Raw genomic sequence first — 23,378 nt, 5'->3', positions numbered from 1 at the left:
TTCGAATTTTACTAATTTTCAATTATAGGAATCGCGTAGGATGTTGAACGTTCGATCTCTTGTTGTTGTCGAACATGATGATCGATATCGAAACAACTGCCATTACAACAGCAGTGATGATCGCTGCCATTACGGATGATTTTACGATAAATACATTCGCTAAGGCGTTGGAACAGCTATGGAATAACACACAGAGCCAGACGCTATTGCTTATCTTTCGAATACATGCCAATGCGAAGCTTAGACCGATGATTTGAAAAGTAAATACAAGAAAACTTTTTCCGTATTGTCCTGTTCCTACGATAAAAAAGAGTGGCAAATGCCATACCGCCCAGATCACACTAGTTACAAGCGTTGCAGGAATAAAGGACATCCTCTTCTCGAGTGCGGGCTGCAAAATATATCTCCATCCGGCTTCTTCCAAGCCACCTCCAATCACCATCGCAGGTATCAAAAGCATGACATAATACCAAGGCATCACGATATCAACATCTGAAAGAAATCCTCGAATACCGAAATGGAGAAGCAAAAATAATGGCAGCAGTAAATACAACTTTAGACTATGCTTAACGTCAAAAAGATTGCGCAGCCATTCTCTCAAGGAAGAGACTTGCCCGTCTCGTTTTAAAACATAATACGAGACGATCGTAGGAGACCATCCTCCGATAAGAATAAATAGATACATCCACGAAGCTGTTTTGGTCGTGAACCCCGAGTAACCGAGAGCAATTGCGAGTCCGCCTGCAAGTGCCATCAGCATATAGGTGAAGAGAACAAACTTTACGTATGTCTCACTGCCTTTTATTCTGGTAGGTAACACATCATCCCTCCGTAGTCATTCATTCGAATTGTCCAAAATCAATTGCATTTGTTGAAATAGGAAAAATTTGCGCACTTAATCAAGTATATGAATATCTATCAATATTTCAAGGTCTATCTGCAAGTGTGCGCAGAAGGAGATTTAGAATAAGGGTCGAATGGAAGAAGATAGAATAAGGAAGCTGGTAAGCTGGAATCCTCTCATCAAGAGTAGAAAGGTAGAAATGAAATGACTGAAATCAATGAAATATTGAAACAGCTAAAAGCGGTTGGTGTGCATCATCTGAAAAGCGATGCTGCTGTCATGCTGGAAATGTTACATGACACACAGGATGGTGCTACAATCGATACTCTGATCAATAAGCTATTGTCTAGCATGACAAGCAATAAACTGCAATCCATATTGCTTGAATGTCCTCACACTTTATTACATGAGCTGCCCATCGTTAAGCAAAAAATGAGCGTCATTGGTGAACGAGCGATGTATACTAGGGAACTTAGAGAACAGTTAGGCATATCTATTCCCGCCTATGAAGTTTGGTCCATAACTGAACCTAAGGCTATCGCTTTTCTCGCTGAAGTCATGAATAAGAGTAAGTACGATGCAGCAAAATACCTTGATACTATGAAGATTGAATTGGCATCTCAAGTAGATAACATGTATACCGTTTACATGTTCAATAACGAGCCCGTAGGCGTCGTGTTTCCTCATATCGAACCAGATACGAATCAAGAAGGACGCCTATTTTGGATAGGCTTTCATCCTGCGTATAAAGGGAAGGGATTGGGGAGAGGGTTACATACAATCGGGCTGTATCGCTTGCAGCATGACTTTCAAGCAAAATCGTATCTCGGGGCAACGGAAATCGAAAATGCTCCGATGCGAAAGATTATGGAAGCCAATGGATGCGTGCAGCAAGCAACGGTGGTCTCGCTGAAGTATTCCATTGCATAACTCAAAGCGAGAAGGTGGAAATAAATATGATTCTCGAAATGGCCGCTTTACATATCATTCCGGGGCAAGACTCAGCGTTTGAGCAAAGCTTTAAACAGGCTTCCAAGATCATCTCTCGTATGAAGGGATACATCGATCATGAGCTGCAGAAGTGTATGGAGCAAGAGAATAAATATATATTGCTAGTCAGATGGGAGACGCTTGAGGATCATACGGTCGGATTTAGAGGCTCTGAGGAATATCAGGAATGGAAGTCTCTCTTGCATCATTATTATGATCCATTCCCGGTAGTCGAGCATTACGAGAAGATCGAGCTCGGATAACGTTTACGCACATTGAGAATAAAGAACAGGCCTTTCGGAATATATATGCTTCACTAAAACTCGGCGGATATTTGATTTTGTCGGTAAGCAAGGATTCGGAATGGTTTGAGTTCAACGATAGGAAATTGCAGCTCTATCCTGCTAGCGTTGATACGTACAGGCAGTTGTATGAGCAGACAGGGTTCCTACTAGAGATGGTAGAAGAGACAGAGAGCAAGTATGCAACTATAATGAAGGGCAAGAAGATATAGAAAGGAATGGACGAACATGACCGCATACGCTGTAAAGCTAGCCACAATCGAAGATTTGCATGAGCTTGCGGAGATATTTAATTTGTATCGCGTTTTCTATGGTCAGGACTCAAATGTAGAGCAAGCCAGTCGTTTTTTATTCGAGCGGTTTGAGCATCGGGAATCGGTTGTTTTTATAGCCCGAGATCATGATACGAAGGAAATAGCTGGTTTCACGCAATTATATCCCTCCTTCTCATCGATTTCGATGGAGAGAACTTATATTCTGAATGATCTATTTGTGCGGTCTGAACATCGGAAGCAAGGGATTGGACAACTCCTGTTGAAGGCAGCGGAGAAGTATGCACAACAGATGTATGCCAAAGGACTTGGACTGTCGACAGCCATTGATAATGAACAGGCACAGAGATTGTATGAGCGTAATGGGTTCGAGAGAGATGAAGAGTATTTTCATTATTTTCTGCGAGTTAGGAAATAAAGGGAAAGCGAACAGATCGCGGCCTAGAATGAACAGGGGTTCCACCAAATAAAATGGCTGTATGACATAAAGATCAGCAAGACTCAAACGGAGTTAGTCTTTAATGAAGAGAGGGATGTCGGTGAATAGGAAAGAAGAAGTTGCTTCTATTGAGGAATATGTGAGAGCTTATAATTCATTCGATATAGAAGGGATAGTCGAGCTGCTGCATCCAGACATCGTATTCCGGAATGTTGCCAATGGAGAAGTAACCGTAGAGACACATGGAATCGAACCCTTCCAACAGCTCGCGCAACAATCAGCGGGATTATTTTCGAGTCGCCGACAAACCATTTTACAGTATATAGAGAGTGATGGCAGCATTGAAATAGAGATTGACTACGAAGGCACCTTGGCTCTTGATCTTCCGAACGGATTGAAGGCTGGAGATAAGATTCAGCTAACAGGGAAAACCATTTTTACATTCACAAACGGGAAAATATCAAGTATTGAAGATCATAGTTGACGATGGTATACGGGGAATTAATCGCATATATCTTTGAAAAAGTCGTCTCTTTCAAGTTGTGCTGTGTAAACGTGCAGCCGATTTCGGAAAGGCGGCTTTTATGTGTGTAAGTCAAAAAAATGCATATAGGGGTCAGAATTATATCCTGCGCCAAGGCATGTTCTCTCCTATAGTAGAAGAAATCAATATGCTTAGTAATCAGTGACGGAGGTTGGCGTACATGAGGCAGAAATGCTTTATGTGTGCTGATCTATTTCTCATTGGGCAAAATTATGCACAATGAAGTCAAAATAAGACACACACTCCTTTTGGTCGGATCGCTTATAGTTGAGCTATCTATTCATGATAACGCTTACAAATAAATCATCAAACCATTGGGAGGAAATACATAATGAAACAATGGCCACATCGCGTTATTCGTGTCACGTTAGCGGTGTTCTTGCTGTGCTCTCTTATTCCCGTTATGGGACTGCCAAATGCTAGAGCGGAAGCAGGCAATCTGCTTAACGGCAGCTTTGAAGCGGGACAGCCTCCAGGGGGACCTTGGAGCGCATTGCAGCCCAGCTACTGGAGTGAGTGGGTTCCATCCGGAAAGCCGATCCTGTCCTTAGATTCGGATATCTATTATGAAGGGGAGCGGTCGCTTACTATCAGCAGTGCTGAATCTGCGCGGGCAGACGTTCTGCAAACCGTTGACGTAACGCCAGGCGAATCGTACACACTTACGGGGTGGCTGCGGACTAAGGACTTGCAGTCGAGTGTTACTTACGGCGGAGCCTTTATTCGCACGCAATATTTGAACAGCTCGAATGATAAAATCAGTTCGGGTCCATCTTCATCGCCGCTGCTCGGAACGCATGATTGGACGGAGCAGCGTTTGGAGCTGTCCATTCCGCAGCAGGCAACCCGCTTGAAGGTGGAGCTGTTCTATGAGAGTGCGGCTGGGGAGGCATGGTATGATGCGATTCACCTAAGCAATAACGGCAGCGAAGCTGCCAATCCTCCAGCAGATGCAGCACAATTCAAGGCTGTGCGCGACAAGCGCATTCAGCAATTGACCGGCAATGCCAGTTATCATTCGGCGGATTCGGATATGAACGCGGCGATTGCTTCTTTAGTGGAGAATGTAAGCAATGGCAGCGGCACTGGATTCTGGAATACGATGAACAAGCAGGCAGATCGCAGCTCGCTATGGAGTGATCTGTCCAGCCGCACCGAATCGTCTCATGTAACGGGCGCATTTCAACGCCTGCGGCAAATGGCGCTGGCATACGCGACACAAGGCTCATCGCTGTATCACGATCCGCAGCTGCGAGCCGATCTCATAAGCGGACTCGATTGGATGTATGCCAATCGCTACAATGAGCGTGTCGCTCCTTATAAAAACTGGTGGGATTGGGAGATCGGCTCTCCACAATATTTGAACGATATTACGGTGTTGCTGTTCGATGATCTGTCTGCCGCTCAAATCAACAGCTACAATCGCGCGATTGATGCGTTTGTCCCAGACCCGACAAGAAGAACGGTGCAGCCCAGCCTTATCGAAACGGGCGCTAACCTAGTAGACAAGGCCTTCGTTGTGATCCTAAGAGGAGCGACGGGTGCTTCGGATGCGAAGCTGATGCAAGGCCGAGACGCGATAAATCCGGTATTCCCATATGTAACTCGGGGGGACGGTTTCTATGCGGATGGCTCATTCGTGCAGCACGATGTCATTGCATATACAGGCAGCTATGGGACGGTATTGCTGGATCGGCTGTCCGAGATGCTCTATTTGCTGAATGGATCGCCATGGCAGGTTATCGATCCGCAGGCGGCGAACATATTCCGCTGGATTGAGAATTCCTTCGAGCCGCTTATATACAAGGGCGCTATGATGGATATGGTACGCGGCCGTGCAATATCCCGCGAACTGTCGACCGATCACACTGCCGGCCGCGGCGCGATCAAGAGCATCCTGCGGCTGTCCGAGGCCGCTCCTGCTGCGGAGTCTACTCGCATGAAGTCTGCCGTCAAGGCATGGCTTCAGCAGGATGTCTCCTTCGACAATTACTATGTTGGCCTAGGAACATACGATATCGCTTTAATGAAGAACCTGCTGCAAGATTCCTCCATTTCACCAGCGGAAGATCTGGTCAAGCATCAGGTTTTTGCGGGCATGGATAGAGTCATTCATTTGCGGCCAGACTTTGGCTTCGGTATCAGTATGTCTTCCAAGCGAATAGCGAGCTATGAGTACGGCAATGGAGAGAACAAGAAAGCATGGCATACGGGGAACGGTATGACCTACTTATATAATGATGACATTACCCAATACAGCGACGGTTACTGGGCTACTGCAGACATGCTGCGATTGCCGGGCACGACCACAGACGGTTCATCCAGTGCCTTGCGCGACTGGAAATATTACCTTAGTTCGAAATCATGGGTAGGCGGAGCCTCCCTCGATGGTCAGTATGGGGCAACCGGGATGGAGTTTGCTGTGGAGAACAGTTCTTTAACGGGGAAAAAGTCATGGTTTGCCTTCGACAATGAAATCGTGGCGCTTGGTACAGGCATTACGGGCGGGGATGGACGTCAAGTCGAGACGATTGTCGATAACCGCAAAGTAAGTGAAGGTAGTGGGGCGCTAACTGTAAATGGTACCGTTCTACCCGTACAACCAGGGTGGTCGGAGAAGTTTTCTGATGTGTCATGGGCGCATCTAGACGGCAACGGCAAGGGGGATATCGGATACTATTTCCCGAAAGCAGCAATGCTTCAAGGCAAGCGCGAGGCTCGTACGGGAGCGTGGAAGGACGTCAATAACGGCGGCTCCGCATCACCGATTACAAGAGAGTATGTCTCTCTTGCCTTCGATCATGGCACGAATCCGAATCTCGGCTCCTATTCGTATGTGCTGCTGCCGAATTATGATGCGCAAGCAACCCTTCGCTACAGCCAAGCACCGGACATTACCGTGCTGAGCAATGGCACGAGCGTGCAGTCAGTTCGCGAGAATAAGCTGGGTATAACTGCGATCAATTATTGGTTGCCTGCGGTTGTGGACGGAATAGCGTCCAAGCAACCGGCCTCCGCACTGGTGAAGGAGACGGATTCGGAGCTGGTCATTGCCGTATCCGATCCAACCCAGAACCAATCGCAAGTCGTGATGGAATTGAATCGCAAGGGATGGAGGCTGGCATCGGCGGATTCAACGATTACGGTGCAGCAGACAGAGCCTGCGATTAAACTGATGGTGAATACTGCGGGAGCCAAGGGACGTACACATACTGTTCGTTTTACGAAATAGTGACCGGTTCGGTAGTGTCAACCGCCAACATCCATAGAGCAAGTTGTTGTAAGCAGCAACGAAGGTAACGTCGTATGCGCAAATCCAAAAGTCCTTACGTACATCAAGCATCGCTGATGTGTGTAGGGACTTTTTTCAATGCACCAAGGTGATAGGCAAAGCATTATTGCGTTCTATTACAAATTGGGGTGCACGGAAGCAGAAGAAATTAACATGAAGCTTTATGTATCTGCCTTTTATATGCTTGACCTTAACGCTGGGATAAAGTGTATGTTGTAAACAAGAAATATCGTCGGCAATTGGAAGGAATGAGGGGACGAAATTTCTTAGTATGTAATGACATCCTATTAATGAGGTGAGAGGGAATGAATGAAAAGCAGGTTGTTCGAATCGGAAGTAGAGTTCGTTTACGCAATATTACATTAGACGATATACATCAATTATACTCGTTCATATACGGTGAAGCAGCGCCGGAATGGAAGAAGTGGGACGCTCCGTACTATCCTCTTGAGAGCAAGAGTTATGAAGAATATCAAGAAGAGATGACGAGATTTTTAGATATGGATCCGAAGCCTACGCCTGAAATGTTAATAGAAGTGAACGGCGAGATAATCGGCTTTGTGAGCTATTACTGGGAACACAAGCCATCCAATTGGCTGGAGATCGGCATTGTAATCTATAATCCACAGTATTGGAATGGAGGATACGGAACAGAAGCATTGCGTTTATGGATCGATCATTTATTTGCCGAACTGCCGCTCGTAAGAATCGGTCTGACGACCTGGTCCGGGAACGAGAGGATGATAAAGGTCGCCGAAAAGCTTGGCATGACATGCGAAGGGAGACTTCGAAAGTGCCGGTTATACAATGGGTTATATTACGATTCTATTCGTATGGGCATGCTGCGGGAAGAGTGGGAGCAACAGGGCTGAGCTCAGAATCGATCATTTTCTATAATGACATGGAAGGATTCAGGGTCAATGTCATTTTTGAATCGAAGTATGCACTTTGTTTTGGATAATACTCGTGTATACTCAAGATATATGCTGTTTGAGCTTATGCAGAAATGTAGGCACTAATCTATGAAAGATGGGGGCTATGAGATATGCCAGATAACTACAGTGTTTCACATGGTACAACCGAGGAAGCTGAATATGTACGAAATAAACTGATCGAGTTCAATAAAAAGATTGTCCCAAATGTTAGATTTGAAGAGGTTCATCTTTGTGTCAAAAATGATACAGGCGAAATTATCGCCGGACTTAACGGTATCGTATGTTGGAATTGGATGGAGATCGATATTTTGTGGGTGGATGAAGGACATCGTGGTGAGGGCCACGGCGCACAATTGCTGCAGGAAGCAGATCGCATCGCCAGAGAAAAGAACTGCACCTTCATAACCTTGAATACGTTCAGCTTTCAGGCGCCGGAATTTTACAAAAAGTATGGTTATGAAGCACTTGCAATTATTGAGGACGCGCCGATTGGCTATCGGCACCACTTCTATAAGAAGGATTTGTTAGCAAAATGAGAGGGCGTTAACGACAGAACCCTGATGCAAAGGACAAATCATAATGGAGCATGCGAAATACCTGATAATTCCATTCGTTCATCGATTGCGAACATGCGGCACTACTAACTACGGTGTAACAATAAATCGACGATAGATTGGAGAATGGAACATGTCTTACATATATCGCAGTTTAACGATTGATGAGTGTGAACGAATCCAAGAAATTAATCCGTCTCAGTACATCAAAAGGGCATGGTGGGAAGTTGATGGTGTACGACAATTAATCGAAATCAATTATCAAGAGAATGATTGGCCTGATGGCTATGAGCACTACCTCTCGAAATTGAAACAAACTATCAATCAGGATGGCTGTGCGGTTGGCGTATTTGAGGATACTGGGAAGTTGGTCGGATTCGGAACGATTAATCGAGAAATGTTTGGGCAAGCATACAAGTATGTACTGCTAGACTCTTTATTTATTTCTTTAGAGTATCGCAATAAGGGGATCGGCAAAGAATTATTCCGGACTTGTGCAGAAACAGCGAGAGAATGGGGAGCGGATAAAATTTATATTTGTGCCGGCTCTGCAGAGGATACAATCGCTTTCTACTTTGCATTGGGATGTAAGGAAGCAGCGGAAGTAAATGAAAAGCTGTATGAGAGCGATCCGAGAGATATGCAACTGGAGTATCATCTATCATCATAAATACGAATCCCTCCCGAGCTAGGGTTGCGGATATGAATGCAAGGTTGGCAGCATTACGAATTGAGCTGAGAGCGGACTCCTTTCGTTCCGTCTGTTCGGCCATTCGCATCAAGTTATGGTGCATCTCCTAATGGGTGGATTTTCGACATGCTTACATTAGAGCAATCTGAAACGGCAATCTGTCTCTCTGTTTCATGAGAGCAGATTGCCGCTTTTTTTATGATAAGAGTACAAGGCCATGGTCACTATTCAATTTACCCTGTTCGCTATGCTAGCCTGTGAGTTCTTATAAGATTGATTGAATAGGATTGAGTGCTGGAATCATGCATTTGCTAGTGTAGATCATGATGCGGTATGCTTTAGATTAGAAATAAGATCCAAATACAACCCTAGGAATATAACGATCCTATTGAAGATATAGAAAATATCTATTAGTTTCTTGTTTTAACAGCTAGACCACTAAACGATATTGGCCCAACGATATCGGCTCTCGTATTTGCAGTACGGTTTTCTGCTGTGACCGTATAAACGTGTGTGCCTGTTCTTACATTTCTATCTTCGGCCTGGAAGGTAACTACGTAATTTTGTTCAGAACCGGCGGATTCGATTCCTTGCTGCGTATTGAAAATTTCTCTACCATCGCGGAATATGCGAAACAGGATTTGCGCAATTCCAGTCACACCTTTAACCCCTACGGTTGCTACCAAGTCTACGCGATTCGGTTGAGCGTTCATTGGAATTCGTATCGAGATTGTAGCGAGTCGAGTTCTTGTTCTTCGGATCGTAACTGCGTTTGCTGGGTTGAATCTACTGCGTGGCTGAACCGCAGCTTTATCGAGAATACGTGCCAAACCTATCAACTCCTTTTGTTTGATAGTAGTAAGATATGCTGAATTAAGAGAGAATGCTTGGACAATTTTGTGTGCGGTTTTTGAAGAATAAGAGGAATTCATGTCAAGGATTTGGTGAAATGATATCATTTGAGGAGATATCACATGAGAACAATTAAGCTAGGCATGATTGGCAGCGGGCATGTGAGCAACCGCTATTTTGAACAAGCAGCTGGGCTGGAAGGCGTGCAATTTGTCGCTACTTATTCCAGAAATCTGTACAATGCAGAGAGAAAAGCAGACGAATATGGAGTTCCTAGCTGGTATGATGATTATCGTGAAATGATGGACAAGGAGCAGTTGGATGGCGTTGTCGTCACAACCCCTCATTCGGTACATGCGGAACCCGTGCTCGCTGCACTTGAAAGAGGGCTCCATGTGCTCAATGAGAAGCCAATGGCAACCTCGCTGGAAGAATGTCGGCGTATGGTTGCTCTAGCTGTAGAGAAACAAGTGATATTGATGAACTTGCCGTATGATTTGCATCCCGTCTATCTGACGGCTGCCGATTATGTGAATGAACGATATATTGGGAAGATCACTGGTGCGGAGGCGCAGTTGTCTCTGCCGGGGCCATGGAGAGACAACTGGTATTATGATAAATCTGTCGCGCATGGCGGAGCGGTTCTGGATTGTTTGGTATATCCACTTAGCCGTCTAATCGGCCTATTAGGCCCTGCCGTCAGTGTTATGGCAGAAGTGAATACACTGATACCAAATCGAATCGTTGGTGGTGGCAAGAAGGTGTCCAGCGATGTAGATGACAATGTGACGCTGATCCTGCAATTTGCCGAAGGACAGCATGCGGTTATTCGCTCCTTATGGGGGATGGCATTTAAGCAGAACAATACGATCATTTACGGCCGCAAGGGGACGATAGCATTGAATGATAGTGGCTATCCGCTTGTGATTCATTCGCCTGATCAAGTAATTGCGGGGGCGGAACAAGTATGCTGGCGAGGTCTTGAGAATTGCTATCTCCCACGAGACGAATTCGCACTGCATCAAAGTGAAAGTGTAATCGGTTACTTTGCTCATTGCCTTCGTACAGGAGAACAGCCTATTCAATCCGCGAAGCAGCAGTTGCATGTCCACGAGATTATGTTCGGGGCTTATCGTTCTGCAGAATCCGGACTGCGGTATCCGTTGACTACAACCTTTACTCCGTGGAGTCAATTGGATTCTGCAATATTCGATACTCGCAGCGGTTATTTATAAATATACATATAGAAGCAAAGGTTGAATTAGCATCATGTGTAGCGGCCTGTATACCAATAAAAGGGGGAAGAAGACAATGGATATGGAAAAGTTATTTCTGATCACTGATATTGATGGTTTTACTCCAGAAATCAGCAGGCTCGTTTCGATGATGAATTATGCGCGCTACACAACGATGAATACGGTAGAGGGATTAAGTCAGGCGCAATTGGATTATGTGATGGATCCACACAGCAATTCCATTGGAGCGCTGCTATACCATATGGCTGCTGTTGAATTTGCGTATCAAGCATTTACATTCGAGCATCGTGAATTAACCGAGCAGGAACTGCTAACGTGGGGAGCCGTATTAGAGTTAGGGGAGAAAGGCCAGCAGTTGATTAAGGGGCATGATCTGAACTTCTATTTAACGTTGTTGGACGAAGTTAGACAGCGTACACTCGATGGATTCAAGAGCAGAAATGATGAGTGGCTGCATGAAGAAGCTCCCTTCTGGCATGGTAAACCTACGAACAACTTTTTCAAATGGTTCCATGTGTTTGAGGATGAAATTAATCACCGAGGCCAGATGAGAATTATCAAAAAGAAACTCCCTCAGAGCTTGTAGCTGATTGAAAACACATGATTGTGAAGTAAATCTTCTGTATTCAGGGAGATCTAGTAGATTGGAGAATGGTAAATGAGCAGAAACTATACAATAGAGACGAGAATTCCGACTGTAATTGAATATGAGAAAATATGCAGTGCAGTCGGATGGAAAGAGTACATGAACTTTGATGTTGTTGGAGAATCGCTCCGCAATTCATTGTTCGGCGTCGTTGTGCATGATCAAGAAGAAATTGTGGGAATGGGAAGAGTTGTAGGGGACGGACAGATTTATTTCTATATCCAGGATATTGCTGTAGCTCCAGAGCATCAGGGTAATGGAGTCGGCAAACTGATTATGGAGACGATCAAAGCCTATCTGGAAGAAACGGCACCAGATAAATCGTTCGTTGGTTTATTTGCTTCGAAAGGGAAAGAGGATTTCTATGAGCAATACGGGTTCCATAACCATGATGGAATGACTGGGATGTTCAGCGTGATTCACGATCGAAAGTTGCAATAATATCAGACAAACATGCCCTGGAGCGAGGGCATGTTTTTTTTATGCGCATTCCTATCCGCACCTCAACTTCCGGTTTATGAGTATAAGAGCCAGGTGTAGTTCATACTCTCTTCGGATATTTTTGTTCGTTTCTTCTTGATACATGACGCAGAGAAGGGTATGATGGAAATTAAGGAAAACAAATTGTTTTAAATGTTTTCCGAGGCGTTTTTCTTTTTCTTTACATCATTTTCAAGGAGAGAGTAGAATGGGGAAAACATTGAAAGGTCTTATGCTGTTCACTGATATTGGGTTTATTGTCTATTGGACGATTACGTTCATGGGATGGATTCCGAAGGAGTATCTCTATCAAGATTACAAGAATGAACTGCTCGTAGCATGGAATATGTCTTTCATTCCGTTGGACTTGTTCATATCAGTGACGGGGATTTTAAGTATTTACTACTTTCACAAGAAGAAGCCAGTTTGGTCAGCGCTATGCTTCACCTCGTTGCTGCTTACTTCCTGTTCGGGGTTACAAGCCATCGCATTCTGGTCCATTCGGCAAGATTTCGATATGATGTGGTGGACACCGAACCTGTTTCTTCTCATCTATCCACTATTCTTTTTGGCGAAAGTAATGAAAAGGGAGCGCAATTGTTATGCATGATCGTATCGCAGGAGCTGCGATTGAAGAGATTAAAATTCGAGGCATGAAGTTTGCCATCCGCGATGTAGCAAGCCGGCTCGGAATTAGCACGAAGACATTGTATCAGCATTTTGAATCCAAGGAACAACTCATTACGTGTTTAATTGAGCGATCGATTCAAGAGATGAGAGATTCTGAAGCGCGCATGATGCGAGACGAATCCTTATCGATTGTGCAAAAGCTTGAGCAAGCCCTGATGATGCTTCCGAGCGCGTTTGCGTTTACAGACATTCGTACACTGGACGAGTTGAAGAAGCTGTATCCTGAACAATGGAAGCTTGTAGATGCCTATGTCCAAGAAGGCTGGGACAATATTCGATTATTGATAGAAGAGGGCATCCAAGCGCAAATCATTCGCCCATTCGATATGGAGTTATTCATTGACATGTACATAGGCGCGTTATATCAATTGATGGATCGTAGGACAAGGGAAGGAAATCAGTTGTCATTAGAGGAAGCGCTGCGAAGAACCGTAAAAATGCTCATGTACGGAGTAATAGAGAAATAGAGTGGAGAGCAGGCAGCTCTTGCAGGAGAACGTTGAACACGTGAACTGTGAGCGGCTGCTTTTTTTATAAGCTGCTTCACTCATACCCAGTTGCTTAATACTAGTTAGTTTGAGAAAAGGAGCGGCTTGGACAGTCGTTTCCAATATTATGAATTTGCGTTATACTTAATGGTAATGTGAGTTAGCTATTCTCCGACCGTATTATGATGTGATAGGACAGCAGCAGCTATGACTGCATATGATGCTCAGCATGCTTATTCATGTAAAATACGATACGAGGAGTTGAGAGCAGTGAGCAATATGTATGGCGGATATACACTTGGATGGGGAACATTAGCCCTAATTAATGCAGGATTGGCACAAAAATAGAAGCGGGCTGAATTCTGATCTCCTTGTTGATTGGGCCTTTGGCAACATTCTTTATCGTCATATCCGATAAAAAGAGTTCTTAGACGCCTTTATGTGATTCGATCGTGAATACGAAACTACGAAATCTCAGCGCATATAGAGAACTATTTTCCTCTCAATTATACATATCTTATTTCGTTTCGAATAACTAGCAGCCTTCATGAATGGGAACAGAAGCCATTGTCTCTACTCGTGAAGGCTTGCTTTTTTCATAACCCAACATACTTCATATCAAGCAGCAGAGAAAGTACGAATCAAGATGGAAATGGAGGCGTGAGATGTCAACCATTTTTCAAACCGAGAGATTAGTCATGAAGCAAATTGATGAAGTCCATGCCAAACAAGTGTTGGACTACATGGTACGAAATCAGGAATTTTTGTCAGCGTGGGAGATTAAGAGAGAGCCCGCCTTTTATACGATGGAGTGGCAAACAAAAGTGCTGCGAGAAGAACGCATTCAATATGAGAGAGGGTGTTTGTTCAAACTATGGATATATGAATTAGACGATACGGAGCGAATTATTGGCTCTATAGCACTTAGTAATATCATTAGAGGGGCATTTCAATCCTGCCATCTAGGTTATAAGCTGGATAAGGATTTGCAAGGAAGAGGGTACATATCCGAAGCGTTGACCGTGATGATTGAAATTGCATTTCGTGATTTGAAGCTCCATCGTATCGAAGCCAACATCATGCCGCATAACAAGGCTTCACTCAGAGTGGTGGAGAAGCAGGGATTTCAATTCGAGGGATTAGCCAAGAAATATCTTAAAATTAATGGGAAATGGGAAGACCACATCCATATGGTGTTGTTGAATGAGGAGATGGAGTAGGGAATGAAGATTGGGCTAGTGAGACATTTTCCCGTTCAGTGCAAACCGGAGAAGAAGTGGATGAGCTCCGCGGATTTCAATCATTGGGTTGAGCAGTATGATCAAGCAGAGGTCATCCTTGCTGATCCTCCAAATGACACCACAGTGTGGGATCTCTGTGTGTCTAGTGATTTATCAAGAGCAGTGACAACCGCTGAACATATTTATACAGGCAGGATTATCACAACCCATCGTCTTCGAGAGATTGGAATGCGTTCCGTGTTTCAATCGAACGTCAAGCTGCTGCACATTGTATGGATGATCTTGTCACGATTGGCATGGCTATGCTCTCATTCTTCACAAGAGGAGACGAAGCAGCAAACATTATCAAGGGTTAAAGAAGTTATCGATTGGATTGAAGCGGAAAATCAGTCGAATGTCCTTATCGTATGTCATGGGGCATTGATGAAGGTTGTGCATAAAGAACTTGTCCGAAGGGATTACAAAGGGAAAGCGGAATGGAAGCCCCAAAACGGGAAACTGTATGTATATGTGAAAGGTTAGGGCGGATTGGAGGCGTAGAAGAGGCAGTTATCCTTGAAATGCAATAACGAAGATAAATGTAAGATTAGAAAAAGAGTGATCAATAAGAAACTAGGCTTTCTTTGATAAGGATGAAAGTACCACAATAATAAGGGGATACGCTGTGTCGAATGAGAAAGTTACCTTAAGAGATCTCGTTTTGGATAAAGCATTTGCATATAAATTAAGTGTGATGTTGGAAAGTAGATTAATCGGGTATAAGCATTTTTATCTGTTCTGTGATGAAATCATTGACGTCTATACGAAGCCGCCATATTGGATCATTCAATTAGCAGTAACAAAGTATCAGGCAAGTGCGATTAGTATTGTGAATCATTACCTTTATTCCGAACCATTTATAGAAAACGATCCCAAGCTCTATGATCAGTACATTGCATGTTTATATCTCAGATATGCAAGAAATGAATTATCATGGGCTTCTTTCTTGTGGAAATCAGGAGCGTATTCGGATGGGACAGGAAGCGTGAAGGAACCTTGTGAGTATTTTTATGACTTATTGAATGAATTGGAAGAATCGGAATATAGTAGTGAATTGGAGAAACGCCAATTGTGTGAAGTAGTTGAGAAATTCAGAAGCGACATTGATGCAATGAATCCAATTTATCAGATGTTCAAGGGATATTATAAAAAATATGTGAATCGTAATCTTTGCTTATTACCTAGGAAATAAACGCTAGAAATGACCTAGCATGACTGTCTTTGGATTGTAATCGAATCAACAATTGTTACAATGAAACAGGACAGATCGTAAATGTCTGTGTTCCAAATGACCTAACATTGAATATGGAGGGATCGCCCTGCAGACCTTTTTTCGTTATAACTGGACGATTCGAGAACAATGGTATCGATGGTGTGAAGATATCCCCTACGAGGAACTGGTTCGTCCGCGAATAGGTGGTGTCGGCGGGATCCTGCCCACGCTGTTTCATGTTGTTGACGTGGAGTGGAGCTGGATTCGTGTATTGCAAGGAAAGAAGGACTTCGAAGAAGGATTCGAGAAGTACAATACGCTTGAGAAGCTCATTCAACTAGATGAACAGTTTCGGCCTGAAGTAGAAGAATTTGTTCGCTCATGGAATGACAGCATGGAGACGCGTCCTTTTTATGATCATCGTCCAGACGGCACTGTACTTGTGTATGCTTGGGGAGAAGTGATGCGGCATGCCATAGCCCATCACATTCACCATATCGGTCAGTTATCGGTCTGGGCAAGAGAAGTCGGGAAGCAGCCAGTGTCGGCTAATATGATTCGAAAAAAACTTATTCAACCAAACGTGATCGCAGATCATTTGTAATAGATATGTTACCTACAGCAATGGTACGAAGAAAGAACAGCCAGTTATATTGTACGAAGCTATTGCATGTCAACAAAATAGGTAGTTGAGTGAAGACAATCCATTCGAGGCGTTCGAAGGGTGCGTCTTTTTTTATTGAAATACGTGAACCATGTATCTCTCCTCAAGTGTTTCCCTAAGGAAAAATAATTTACTATATACAAAAGTTTTGGGTAAATATATAATTAGAGGTATATCCGGATATACGAACCAAGAAGGAGATGATTACATGAGCGTATTTACTTTGCCCGAACTTCCGTATGCATACGATGAGCTGGAGCCTCATCTGGATGCAAGAACGATGGAGATCCACCATGGGAAGCATCATGCCACTTATGTGGCTAATTTAAATAAGGCGTTGGAAGGCCGTACGCAATTTGCAAATGCTTCGGTTGAAGAATTGATCAGCAGCTTGAACGATGTACCGGAAGAAATACGTGCTGCGGTTCGCAACCAAGGCGGGGGACATTACGGGCACAGCTTATATTGGTCGATTATGAGCCCGACTGGCGGTGGTAATCCTTACGGAGACATCGCGAAGGGCATTGAGAAGCACTTCGGCAGCTTCGAACAGATGAAGGATGAGCTGACGAAGGCGGCAATCAGCCGATTCGGATCTGGCTGGGGCTGGCTCGTCGTGAACGGAGATAAGCTTGAGGTGATGAGTACACCGAATCAGGACACACCACTAATGGAGAACAAAACGCCAATTCTGGTGGTGGATGTGTGGGAGCATGCTTACTATTTGCAATATCAGAATCGGAGACCGGACTTCGTGTCCTCCTGGTGGAATGTAGTGGATTGGGAAGAAGTGAACCGTCGCTACAATGAAGCCGTACGTTAACAACGATGTGCGTAAACGTTGCGGAAGCAGGACGCTGCTTCTGCAAGGTGTGGGCTGCATCACAGCGATGGAATACACGGCGCTTGGAGCATTGAATGATTAGGAAAAGGAGCATGCGCATGAGTATGAGCCTAAAGAGGAGTGTAGTAAATCTTTCCGGCCAAGACAGCACCTCCAGAGAACAAGTATTGTTCTGGCTGAAAAAGCTCGGTACAGTCACAGTTCAGGATCTGATTGATCGGATGGATGTGACAGGCGTTGCAATTCGGCGATATCTAACGGAACTGCAAGAAGAGGGGCACATCGTAACGAAGGTGCAGCGCCATCAGGTTGGCAGACCGACACATTATTATCAACTGACTGATTCTGCATTAGAGCTGTATCCACGTCAATATGATGAACTAGCGACTGAACTGTTCGATGAGCTTGAGGCGCTGTACGGGGAAACGGGTGTGGCTTTGTTCTTCGAACAGAGAAGCACTAAGCTGAAACGACGATATGAAGATACAGTTACTGGAGAAACGCTAGAGGATCGGTTGGAGGCGCTCGTTCGAGTGCAAAATGAACAAGGCTACATGGCAAACGTGCATCCGAATGCAGATGGCTCCTTTTCCTTCGAAGAGAAGAACTGTCCGATTGCCAAAGTGGCGTGCAGGTACGGCCATGCCTGCCGCTGCGAGCTGCAATTATTTCGTTCCTTGCTCCAAGTCCAAGTAGAGCGTACAGCATGCATGGCTGAAGGTGGAAGTGTGTGCAGTTATCACATTATGCAAGATTCGTAAATGTAAAATCAATATTGGAGCATGTTCAATAAAGCTTCCCTAACAGGCTTTTCGAGCATGCTTTTTTGTTATCTTCATATTTAACTCATAACATCGGCATGTTTCGAATTATGACACTATCGTTAGCGCATGAATGGATGTATAATAATGGATGATGTTTTGCGGAAACCTTTTGCGGCCAATCTGCATCCAAGTAGTAGAACAATTGCATTAATAGCGCATTGCAATAATAGATTAGCATCTAAGAGGGAGGTGAAAGGGTAATCCATAATTGTAGAATCAGGATTCTAATGGCTGCCCGTCCTGCATTTTGCCTGAATGCCGCATGATAAGTCGCAGTTGGTTATACCAGCTGATGAAAAGCGGTTTGGAATGACACATTCACGCAAAAATAGGAGGAAGTACAATGATAAACTATCAAGTAATGACGGAAGCTCAAGTGGACAAATTGAAGGAAATCGATCGCTCGGAGCATATTGAGCTGATTTATGAGATGCATGACGGCAAGATGACGGAAATCCATGCGAACCACGAATGTCCGAATTGGGACATCGAGCAGCTGCAGGAGATGGAAGAACGATATGTATACGAACTGCAGAACGGCGGTATGGCCGTAGGTGCTTTCGATGGAGACACCTTAGTAGGCTTCGGCGTACTGGCTCATCAATGGCGCGGGGAGCAGCACGACCAGCTTCAGGTTGATCTCATGTATGTATCTCGGACTCATCGCAGACAAGGGATCGGATCGCGCATTATGAATGAGTTGGCGGAAGAAGCGAGAAGAAGGGGCGCAAAGCACCTCTATGTTTCTTCAACGGAAACTCGCTCGGCGGTATCCTTTTACAAGAGCAATGGCAGCCAGTTGACGGATGAAGTAGATCCTGAGCTCTTCCAAAAAGAGCCGAAGGATATCCATATGCTGATTACGCTTTAGAAGTTATGTTACTTCGATAGGATTGTACGATGAAGTGCTGGCGCAATTTGCCAGCACTTTTGTGTTTGTAAGTTTTCGTATTTATATGAACAATGTAGCCGAAAGTGAAATCGAAGCAGCTTTTAACCGATGAAAGGATAGTAAGAAATATATAGAAAAAAGAGGGGGAAACGAAATTGAAAAAGATGGACAGGCAATCGGCTTACTGTTGGGAATCCAGAAGGCAGCATGGAGAGGAACAATCACATTTCTAATGGAGGTCGACAATGAAACGATTAATGTCAGCGTTGCTATGCCTTATGTTAGTCCTTACAGCTCATTCAGGTTCGGTTCAAGCCAAAGGGAATGATGTAAGTGCCGTTAGCGAACAGCAATATACACGTATCGGCGAGGATTACGACATTCTTGACGACAATGTGCTGCTGGAGAAAAAGAACGGCAGCGTTTGGACTTGGGTCTTGAACAAAGATTATTTAAAAACTTTAGATTTCTATGTAGGTGAAATGTACCACATTCCGGGCTTGCAGGATGTAAAGCAATTTAGGTACAAATCGCGTGAGATGGACGGTAGAGATATTATTAACTATGTTGCGTTAAAAAAGGACGGAACCGTATGGTATTGGGACTCCAAAACTGGCGAAGCCGACGCCACTATTATACATAGCCCTATGAATACTCCGTCGCCCATCAAAGATTTGGATAACGTAACTTCACTCGTCGCTGATTTTTTCGACAGTTCTAACTTCAAGACCTTGTTCGTATTAAAATCAGACGGTTCGGTGTGGAGTTGGGGAAGGGAAATGGGCAATGCCTCTTCGATTCCAATTCAATCCAAGTTGCTTGATGATGTCGCATCCATAAATTCTGCGAACGGTTTCGCATATGCGGTTAAGAAAGACGGTACGGTATGGAGATGGAGTACAAGTTCGTACCTTCCGGATTATATCTCGAAAAACAAAGGTCCCGAGCAGATCAAAGGACTTGTCAATATCGTCAACATACAGATAAGCAGTTATAAAAACTTTGCATTCAAGCAAGATGGAACGGTCTGGTCTTGGCCAGCGTATAATCCTGAAGCGATTCCCAAGCAATTAGCCATAGCAACAGGCGCTCGAGCTATGGCTGAGTTTAGCATGATGTTGCGAGATCAACCATTAATAGATCAATTTATTGACACCATGTATTTTTTGCACACGGATGATCAGCTTTGGTCCGTGTACAACGACGATAAAGTATTCCCTGAGCTTACAGATATCGCTACCATATACCTTAAGCATCGGGACAAATATTCTACATGGTATTATGCTTTAAAAAAGGATCAGACTTTGTGGGCGTGGGATGATTATGATGCTTCCTTGCCAAAGCTTGTTGTGTTCACGAAAGGCATAGCAGCTGACATTCGCTCTGAGACAACAGAAATATCAAAAAGTAAACGTCCAAGCAGAACACAAACCCCGAATGGTGAACGTTCTGGAACAACAGAAATACCAACTGAGAAGCGTCCTGAGGCAGTGGTTCAGCCAGAAAAACAAACATCTCCTGAAATCAGCCTGTATCCGTTCATCACGATGCTGCAGCCTGGCGAGCTACAGCCTATAATCGCAACCAATGTGGTTCCCGGAACTCGGATCATGTATACGATTGAGAATCCGGGCATCGGGACCTTGGCGAATGTAAATGGCGTACCGGTTGTGAAAGGGATCACCCCGGGACAAACCATTGTACGAGCTACCATTAGCAGACCTGGCTTACCGAATGAGACGACTTATGTATTGTTGTATGTCATGGGTGGCAGCATGCAGTCCAATACGTATCTCACAGCAGTCCGTTCACTTCCTGACATTGACAAGCAGAATCCGCAAATGGTAGAAGGCTTGACACAAGCAGGAGAACTTGTGATTACAGCTGCAAGCAGCGAGAAGCTGACTCCTGTTAACGGCCAATTCGTGATAACATCCGAGCTGCTTGCACGTTTAGCTGGAAATGCGTCTAAGCAGAAGTCAGCAATACAGCAGACGCTATCAGAGAATAAGATTACACTTGTGAGAGAACTGATTGTGAATGCGGAAATTGTGACTGTATCCAATCAAAGTGAATATATGTTCAAACTTGATAAGGAAGGTTTAGTCGGCCGAAAGGATATCGACTATATTACCGTACATGCAGGGGATGCGAAACTCGTATTCAATGTTGCGACCGCAGAGCGTCTGTTCCAATCGCAACCAGTTATCGTCATTCGTCTTGTAAAAGAGAGTAACGGCGGATATCGTGTACAGTTTCAAAATGAGCAAGGGCAGGAGCTTTCGGGCATACCAAGTAATATTCAGCTCATTCTGCCTACTAGCCAAATAGATGCGACAAACACAAGTGTGTTCTATGTGAATGGGAAGGCTAGGGAGCCGATCGGCGGGAAGTATAATCCGTCCAAAAACGGCATGGAAGCGGAAATCAATCGTTCTGGAACCTATCTTGTAGAAGAGAATTCAAAATCATTCCCAGATATGAACGGCAGAGATCCAGAGTTGATGCAAGCGGTACAATTTTTAGGCTCCAAAGGAATCGTTTCTGGAAAAGGAAACGGCAATTTTATGCCCGATTCTCTGCTAACCCGTGCAGAGTTCACGACGATGCTGGTCAAAGCGTTTAACGCTATGGATGAAACGGCGAAGGAAAGCTTCTCGGACGTGGAGCCGCCGCAATGGCATTATCCATTTATCTCTTCTTCAGAAAAAAATCATATCGTCGAAGGTTATCCTGACGGCACATTTAAGCCGGATCGTACGATAGAACGTCAAGAAATGACCGCTATCGGCGCAAGATTCCTGCATGAAAGGAAGCATTATTATTATCCTTCGAATCCGGAGGAGTACTTAAATCTATTTGTAGATAAAGAAACGGTATCCAAGTGGGCCAAGCCCACGATGTCCTTGGCGGTGAAGCAGCGCTTGATCGATGTTCCCGCCAATAAACAGATTAAAGCACGCGAGGCTGTTACACGCGGGGAAGCCGCACGAATGCTGTATCGACTTTATTTACAGCTATAATCCTGCATTGACTTACAAGCGATACCAGCTTCGATATAAGTCGTTTATCTAGATAACTTCTAGCAGCTATTAGAGAAAAGAGCAACAAGTTCGTCGTATTTGAATGATTCGATCTCGACTTGCTACCGCTCCATACTGATCGTTCCATACTTACCGCTCCACTAGGAGCGGTTTTTTTATTGCTTGTTTATCCGTACAACCGCCATCTTACTCCGTCTGCTGGTGGTCAGGAAGAAACGGAAGGTAGTAACATGATTCTATTGATAATGATTCTCACTATTATCATTGATCAGTTTAGAACTCGCAAAGGGGAAGTAGAGAAGATGAAAACAATGAAACGATTCACGGTAATGTTATGTGCATGTCTGCTGCTGATTACAGGATGCGGCAATCATGATGCCAAGGAAAATGCAGACAAAGAGAAAGAAGTGGTACAGCAGACAGCTGCGGGCAATAAAGCAGCATCAGCGGCAGCGTACCCGCGAACGATTACACATTTGTCCGGCAAGACGATCGTGGAAGCGAAGCCGCTTAAGATCGCAACGCCTTATATATCCTTTGTCGATTATATGGCCGTATTGGACACGTATCCGATTGCCGGTCAAGGAATTGAGATTATTGAGCGAAATTTCCCCAGCTTGAGCAAGCGAATTGCAGGCAAAGGAATTCAGGACTTGGGTATGGAGACCAATCTCGAGAAGCTGCTGGCGGTTCAGCCGGATTTGATCATAGCGGCAGATGATATGAAGGAGCAGTATGAGCGATTGTCGCAGATCGCCCCGACGGTTATTTTCCCGCAGGCTGGAGAATGGCGAGAAACGCTGAAGCAAATTGCTGAAGTCATTGGCGAGGAGGAGAAGGCTGAGCAGGTGCTCGCGGAATTCGATTACAAGAGCGCGGAGTATAAGGAAAAACTGGCGTTCCGCCAGAATGAGTCCGTTCTATTTACGATGTATAGCGGCAAAGAGATGTTTGTCATGTGGAATGACGGGCGATTTGATCCCTTCTATAAGGGACTTGGATTGAAGCCGGTAGAAGCTGCACAGGCGAACGGACAGATAACGCTAGAAAGCCTTGCTGCCTTGAACCCGGACCACTTGTTCGTCATCAACAACTGGCAGAATCCGATCCAAGACGGTGTTAGGGAAGCGATGAAGATCAGCAAGGTGTGGAACAGCATGAATGCCGCCAAGAACAACCGGGTGTATGAGCTTGCAGACCCTTCACTGCCTGGGCCAATGGCATTGGCGAAGATCGACGGGATCGAAGAGATCATGCAAGCTATGGGGAAAAAGGATCAGTAAGATTAGATGGATCCATAGTTCCAGTTATTCGCTGTTCGTTTTAGATTGACGTTTGGAAT

General features: G+C 44.6%; 25 protein-coding genes. 23 read left to right on the top strand and 2 right to left on the bottom strand.

Going from position 1 to position 23,378, the window contains the following annotated elements:
- Nucleotides 1-22 precede the first annotated feature (22 nt).
- Nucleotides 23-820, bottom strand: coding sequence for a CPBP family intramembrane glutamic endopeptidase (locus tag RQP50_RS09855; protein ID WP_072728642.1), 798 nt, complete (start codon nucleotides 818-820; stop codon nucleotides 23-25).
- 228 nt (nucleotides 821-1,048) lie between these two features.
- Here RQP50_RS09855 and RQP50_RS09850 point away from each other — a divergent pair, with 228 nt between their 5' ends.
- The 9 genes from RQP50_RS09850 to RQP50_RS09810 all read left to right on the top strand — a co-directional run bounded on the left by RQP50_RS09850 (nucleotide 1,049) and on the right by RQP50_RS09810 (nucleotide 8,842).
- Complete coding sequence (locus RQP50_RS09850) at nucleotides 1,049-1,774, top strand: GNAT family N-acetyltransferase (protein WP_315745172.1); 726 nt, start codon at nucleotides 1,049-1,051, stop codon at nucleotides 1,772-1,774.
- A 26-nt stretch (nucleotides 1,775-1,800) separates the two neighbouring features.
- Entirely contained in the window at nucleotides 1,801-2,097 is a 297-nt protein-coding gene (locus tag RQP50_RS09845; RefSeq protein WP_315745170.1) for an antibiotic biosynthesis monooxygenase family protein, read from the top strand.
- A gap of 77 nt (nucleotides 2,098-2,174) precedes the next feature.
- Entirely contained in the window at nucleotides 2,175-2,348 is a 174-nt protein-coding gene (locus tag RQP50_RS09840; RefSeq protein WP_227774526.1) for a hypothetical protein, read from the top strand.
- A gap of 16 nt (nucleotides 2,349-2,364) precedes the next feature.
- Nucleotides 2,365-2,826, top strand: coding sequence for a GNAT family N-acetyltransferase (locus tag RQP50_RS09835; RefSeq protein WP_072728640.1), 462 nt, complete (start codon nucleotides 2,365-2,367; stop codon nucleotides 2,824-2,826).
- 121 nt (nucleotides 2,827-2,947) lie between these two features.
- Nucleotides 2,948-3,331 carry a nuclear transport factor 2 family protein gene (locus tag RQP50_RS09830; RefSeq protein WP_394358382.1) on the top strand — a complete coding sequence of 128 codons (384 nt, stop codon included), beginning with the start codon at nucleotides 2,948-2,950 and terminating at the stop codon, nucleotides 3,329-3,331.
- A 391-nt stretch (nucleotides 3,332-3,722) separates the two neighbouring features.
- A complete protein-coding gene (locus RQP50_RS09825; RefSeq protein ID WP_315745167.1) occupies nucleotides 3,723-6,623 on the top strand; it encodes a polysaccharide lyase family 8 super-sandwich domain-containing protein in 2,901 nt (966 codons plus the stop codon).
- Nucleotides 6,624-6,988: 365 nt separating this feature from the next.
- Nucleotides 6,989-7,555 carry a GNAT family N-acetyltransferase gene (locus tag RQP50_RS09820; protein ID WP_315745165.1) on the top strand — a complete coding sequence of 189 codons (567 nt, stop codon included), beginning with the start codon at nucleotides 6,989-6,991 and terminating at the stop codon, nucleotides 7,553-7,555.
- Nucleotides 7,556-7,728: 173 nt separating this feature from the next.
- Nucleotides 7,729-8,154, top strand: coding sequence for a GNAT family N-acetyltransferase (locus tag RQP50_RS09815; protein ID WP_072728638.1), 426 nt, complete (start codon nucleotides 7,729-7,731; stop codon nucleotides 8,152-8,154).
- Nucleotides 8,155-8,305: 151 nt separating this feature from the next.
- Entirely contained in the window at nucleotides 8,306-8,842 is a 537-nt protein-coding gene (locus RQP50_RS09810) for a GNAT family N-acetyltransferase (RefSeq protein WP_315745163.1), read from the top strand.
- Between the two features lie 431 nt (nucleotides 8,843-9,273).
- Here RQP50_RS09810 and RQP50_RS09805 read toward each other — a convergent pair whose 3' ends face one another.
- Nucleotides 9,274-9,693: an exosporium protein C gene (locus tag RQP50_RS09805; protein WP_315745162.1), complete on the bottom strand. Its 420-nt coding sequence runs from the start codon at nucleotides 9,691-9,693 to the stop codon at nucleotides 9,274-9,276.
- Nucleotides 9,694-9,837: 144 nt separating this feature from the next.
- Here RQP50_RS09805 and RQP50_RS09800 point away from each other — a divergent pair, with 144 nt between their 5' ends.
- From RQP50_RS09800 to RQP50_RS09735, 14 genes are all read left to right on the top strand, one after another.
- Entirely contained in the window at nucleotides 9,838-10,950 is a 1,113-nt protein-coding gene (locus RQP50_RS09800) for a Gfo/Idh/MocA family protein (protein WP_315745160.1), read from the top strand.
- 82 nt (nucleotides 10,951-11,032) lie between these two features.
- Nucleotides 11,033-11,557: a DinB family protein gene (locus RQP50_RS09795; RefSeq protein WP_315745744.1), complete on the top strand. Its 525-nt coding sequence runs from the start codon at nucleotides 11,033-11,035 to the stop codon at nucleotides 11,555-11,557.
- A gap of 72 nt (nucleotides 11,558-11,629) precedes the next feature.
- The gene (locus RQP50_RS09790) at nucleotides 11,630-12,058 is read left to right on the top strand and encodes a GNAT family N-acetyltransferase (RefSeq protein ID WP_315745158.1); all 429 of its coding nucleotides are present in this window, start codon (nucleotides 11,630-11,632) and stop codon (nucleotides 12,056-12,058) included.
- Nucleotides 12,059-12,305: 247 nt separating this feature from the next.
- Complete coding sequence (locus tag RQP50_RS09785) at nucleotides 12,306-12,707, top strand: DUF5360 family protein (RefSeq protein WP_315745156.1); 402 nt, start codon at nucleotides 12,306-12,308, stop codon at nucleotides 12,705-12,707.
- Nucleotides 12,700-13,254: a TetR/AcrR family transcriptional regulator gene (locus RQP50_RS09780; RefSeq protein WP_315745154.1), complete on the top strand. Its 555-nt coding sequence runs from the start codon at nucleotides 12,700-12,702 to the stop codon at nucleotides 13,252-13,254. Before RQP50_RS09785 ends, RQP50_RS09780 begins: the two co-directional genes overlap by 8 nt.
- Before the next feature lie 686 nt (nucleotides 13,255-13,940).
- Nucleotides 13,941-14,495 (top strand): GNAT family N-acetyltransferase, encoded by a 555-nt coding sequence (locus tag RQP50_RS09775; RefSeq protein ID WP_072728631.1) that lies wholly within the window; start codon nucleotides 13,941-13,943, stop codon nucleotides 14,493-14,495.
- A gap of 3 nt (nucleotides 14,496-14,498) precedes the next feature.
- Entirely contained in the window at nucleotides 14,499-15,038 is a 540-nt protein-coding gene (locus RQP50_RS09770) for a histidine phosphatase family protein (RefSeq protein WP_315745151.1), read from the top strand.
- A gap of 142 nt (nucleotides 15,039-15,180) precedes the next feature.
- Nucleotides 15,181-15,747, top strand: a complete 567-nt coding sequence (locus tag RQP50_RS09765) for a hypothetical protein (RefSeq protein WP_315745149.1) — start codon at nucleotides 15,181-15,183, stop codon at nucleotides 15,745-15,747.
- A 127-nt stretch (nucleotides 15,748-15,874) separates the two neighbouring features.
- Nucleotides 15,875-16,372: a DinB family protein gene (locus RQP50_RS09760; protein WP_315745743.1), complete on the top strand. Its 498-nt coding sequence runs from the start codon at nucleotides 15,875-15,877 to the stop codon at nucleotides 16,370-16,372.
- 268 nt (nucleotides 16,373-16,640) lie between these two features.
- The gene (locus RQP50_RS09755; protein WP_315745147.1) at nucleotides 16,641-17,255 is read left to right on the top strand and encodes a superoxide dismutase; all 615 of its coding nucleotides are present in this window, start codon (nucleotides 16,641-16,643) and stop codon (nucleotides 17,253-17,255) included.
- Nucleotides 17,256-17,374: 119 nt separating this feature from the next.
- Nucleotides 17,375-18,037: a helix-turn-helix transcriptional regulator gene (locus tag RQP50_RS09750; RefSeq protein WP_175560663.1), complete on the top strand. Its 663-nt coding sequence runs from the start codon at nucleotides 17,375-17,377 to the stop codon at nucleotides 18,035-18,037.
- Nucleotides 18,038-18,443: 406 nt separating this feature from the next.
- A complete protein-coding gene (locus RQP50_RS09745) occupies nucleotides 18,444-18,971 on the top strand; it encodes a GNAT family N-acetyltransferase (protein ID WP_072728627.1) in 528 nt (175 codons plus the stop codon).
- A gap of 266 nt (nucleotides 18,972-19,237) precedes the next feature.
- Nucleotides 19,238-22,015 (top strand): S-layer homology domain-containing protein, encoded by a 2,778-nt coding sequence (locus RQP50_RS09740; RefSeq protein WP_315745142.1) that lies wholly within the window; start codon nucleotides 19,238-19,240, stop codon nucleotides 22,013-22,015.
- Between the two features lie 323 nt (nucleotides 22,016-22,338).
- Nucleotides 22,339-23,319 carry an iron-siderophore ABC transporter substrate-binding protein gene (locus RQP50_RS09735; protein WP_315745140.1) on the top strand — a complete coding sequence of 327 codons (981 nt, stop codon included), beginning with the start codon at nucleotides 22,339-22,341 and terminating at the stop codon, nucleotides 23,317-23,319.
- Nucleotides 23,320-23,378: the final 59 nt, after the last annotated feature.

The organism is Paenibacillus suaedae, assembly GCF_032337355.1.
In the GTDB taxonomy this organism is placed as follows: Bacteria; Bacillota; Bacilli; order Paenibacillales; family Paenibacillaceae; genus Paenibacillus_B; species Paenibacillus_B suaedae.
Note: the sequence above shows the minus strand (reverse complement) of the source record. Positions and strands in the feature narration are given on the sequence as shown.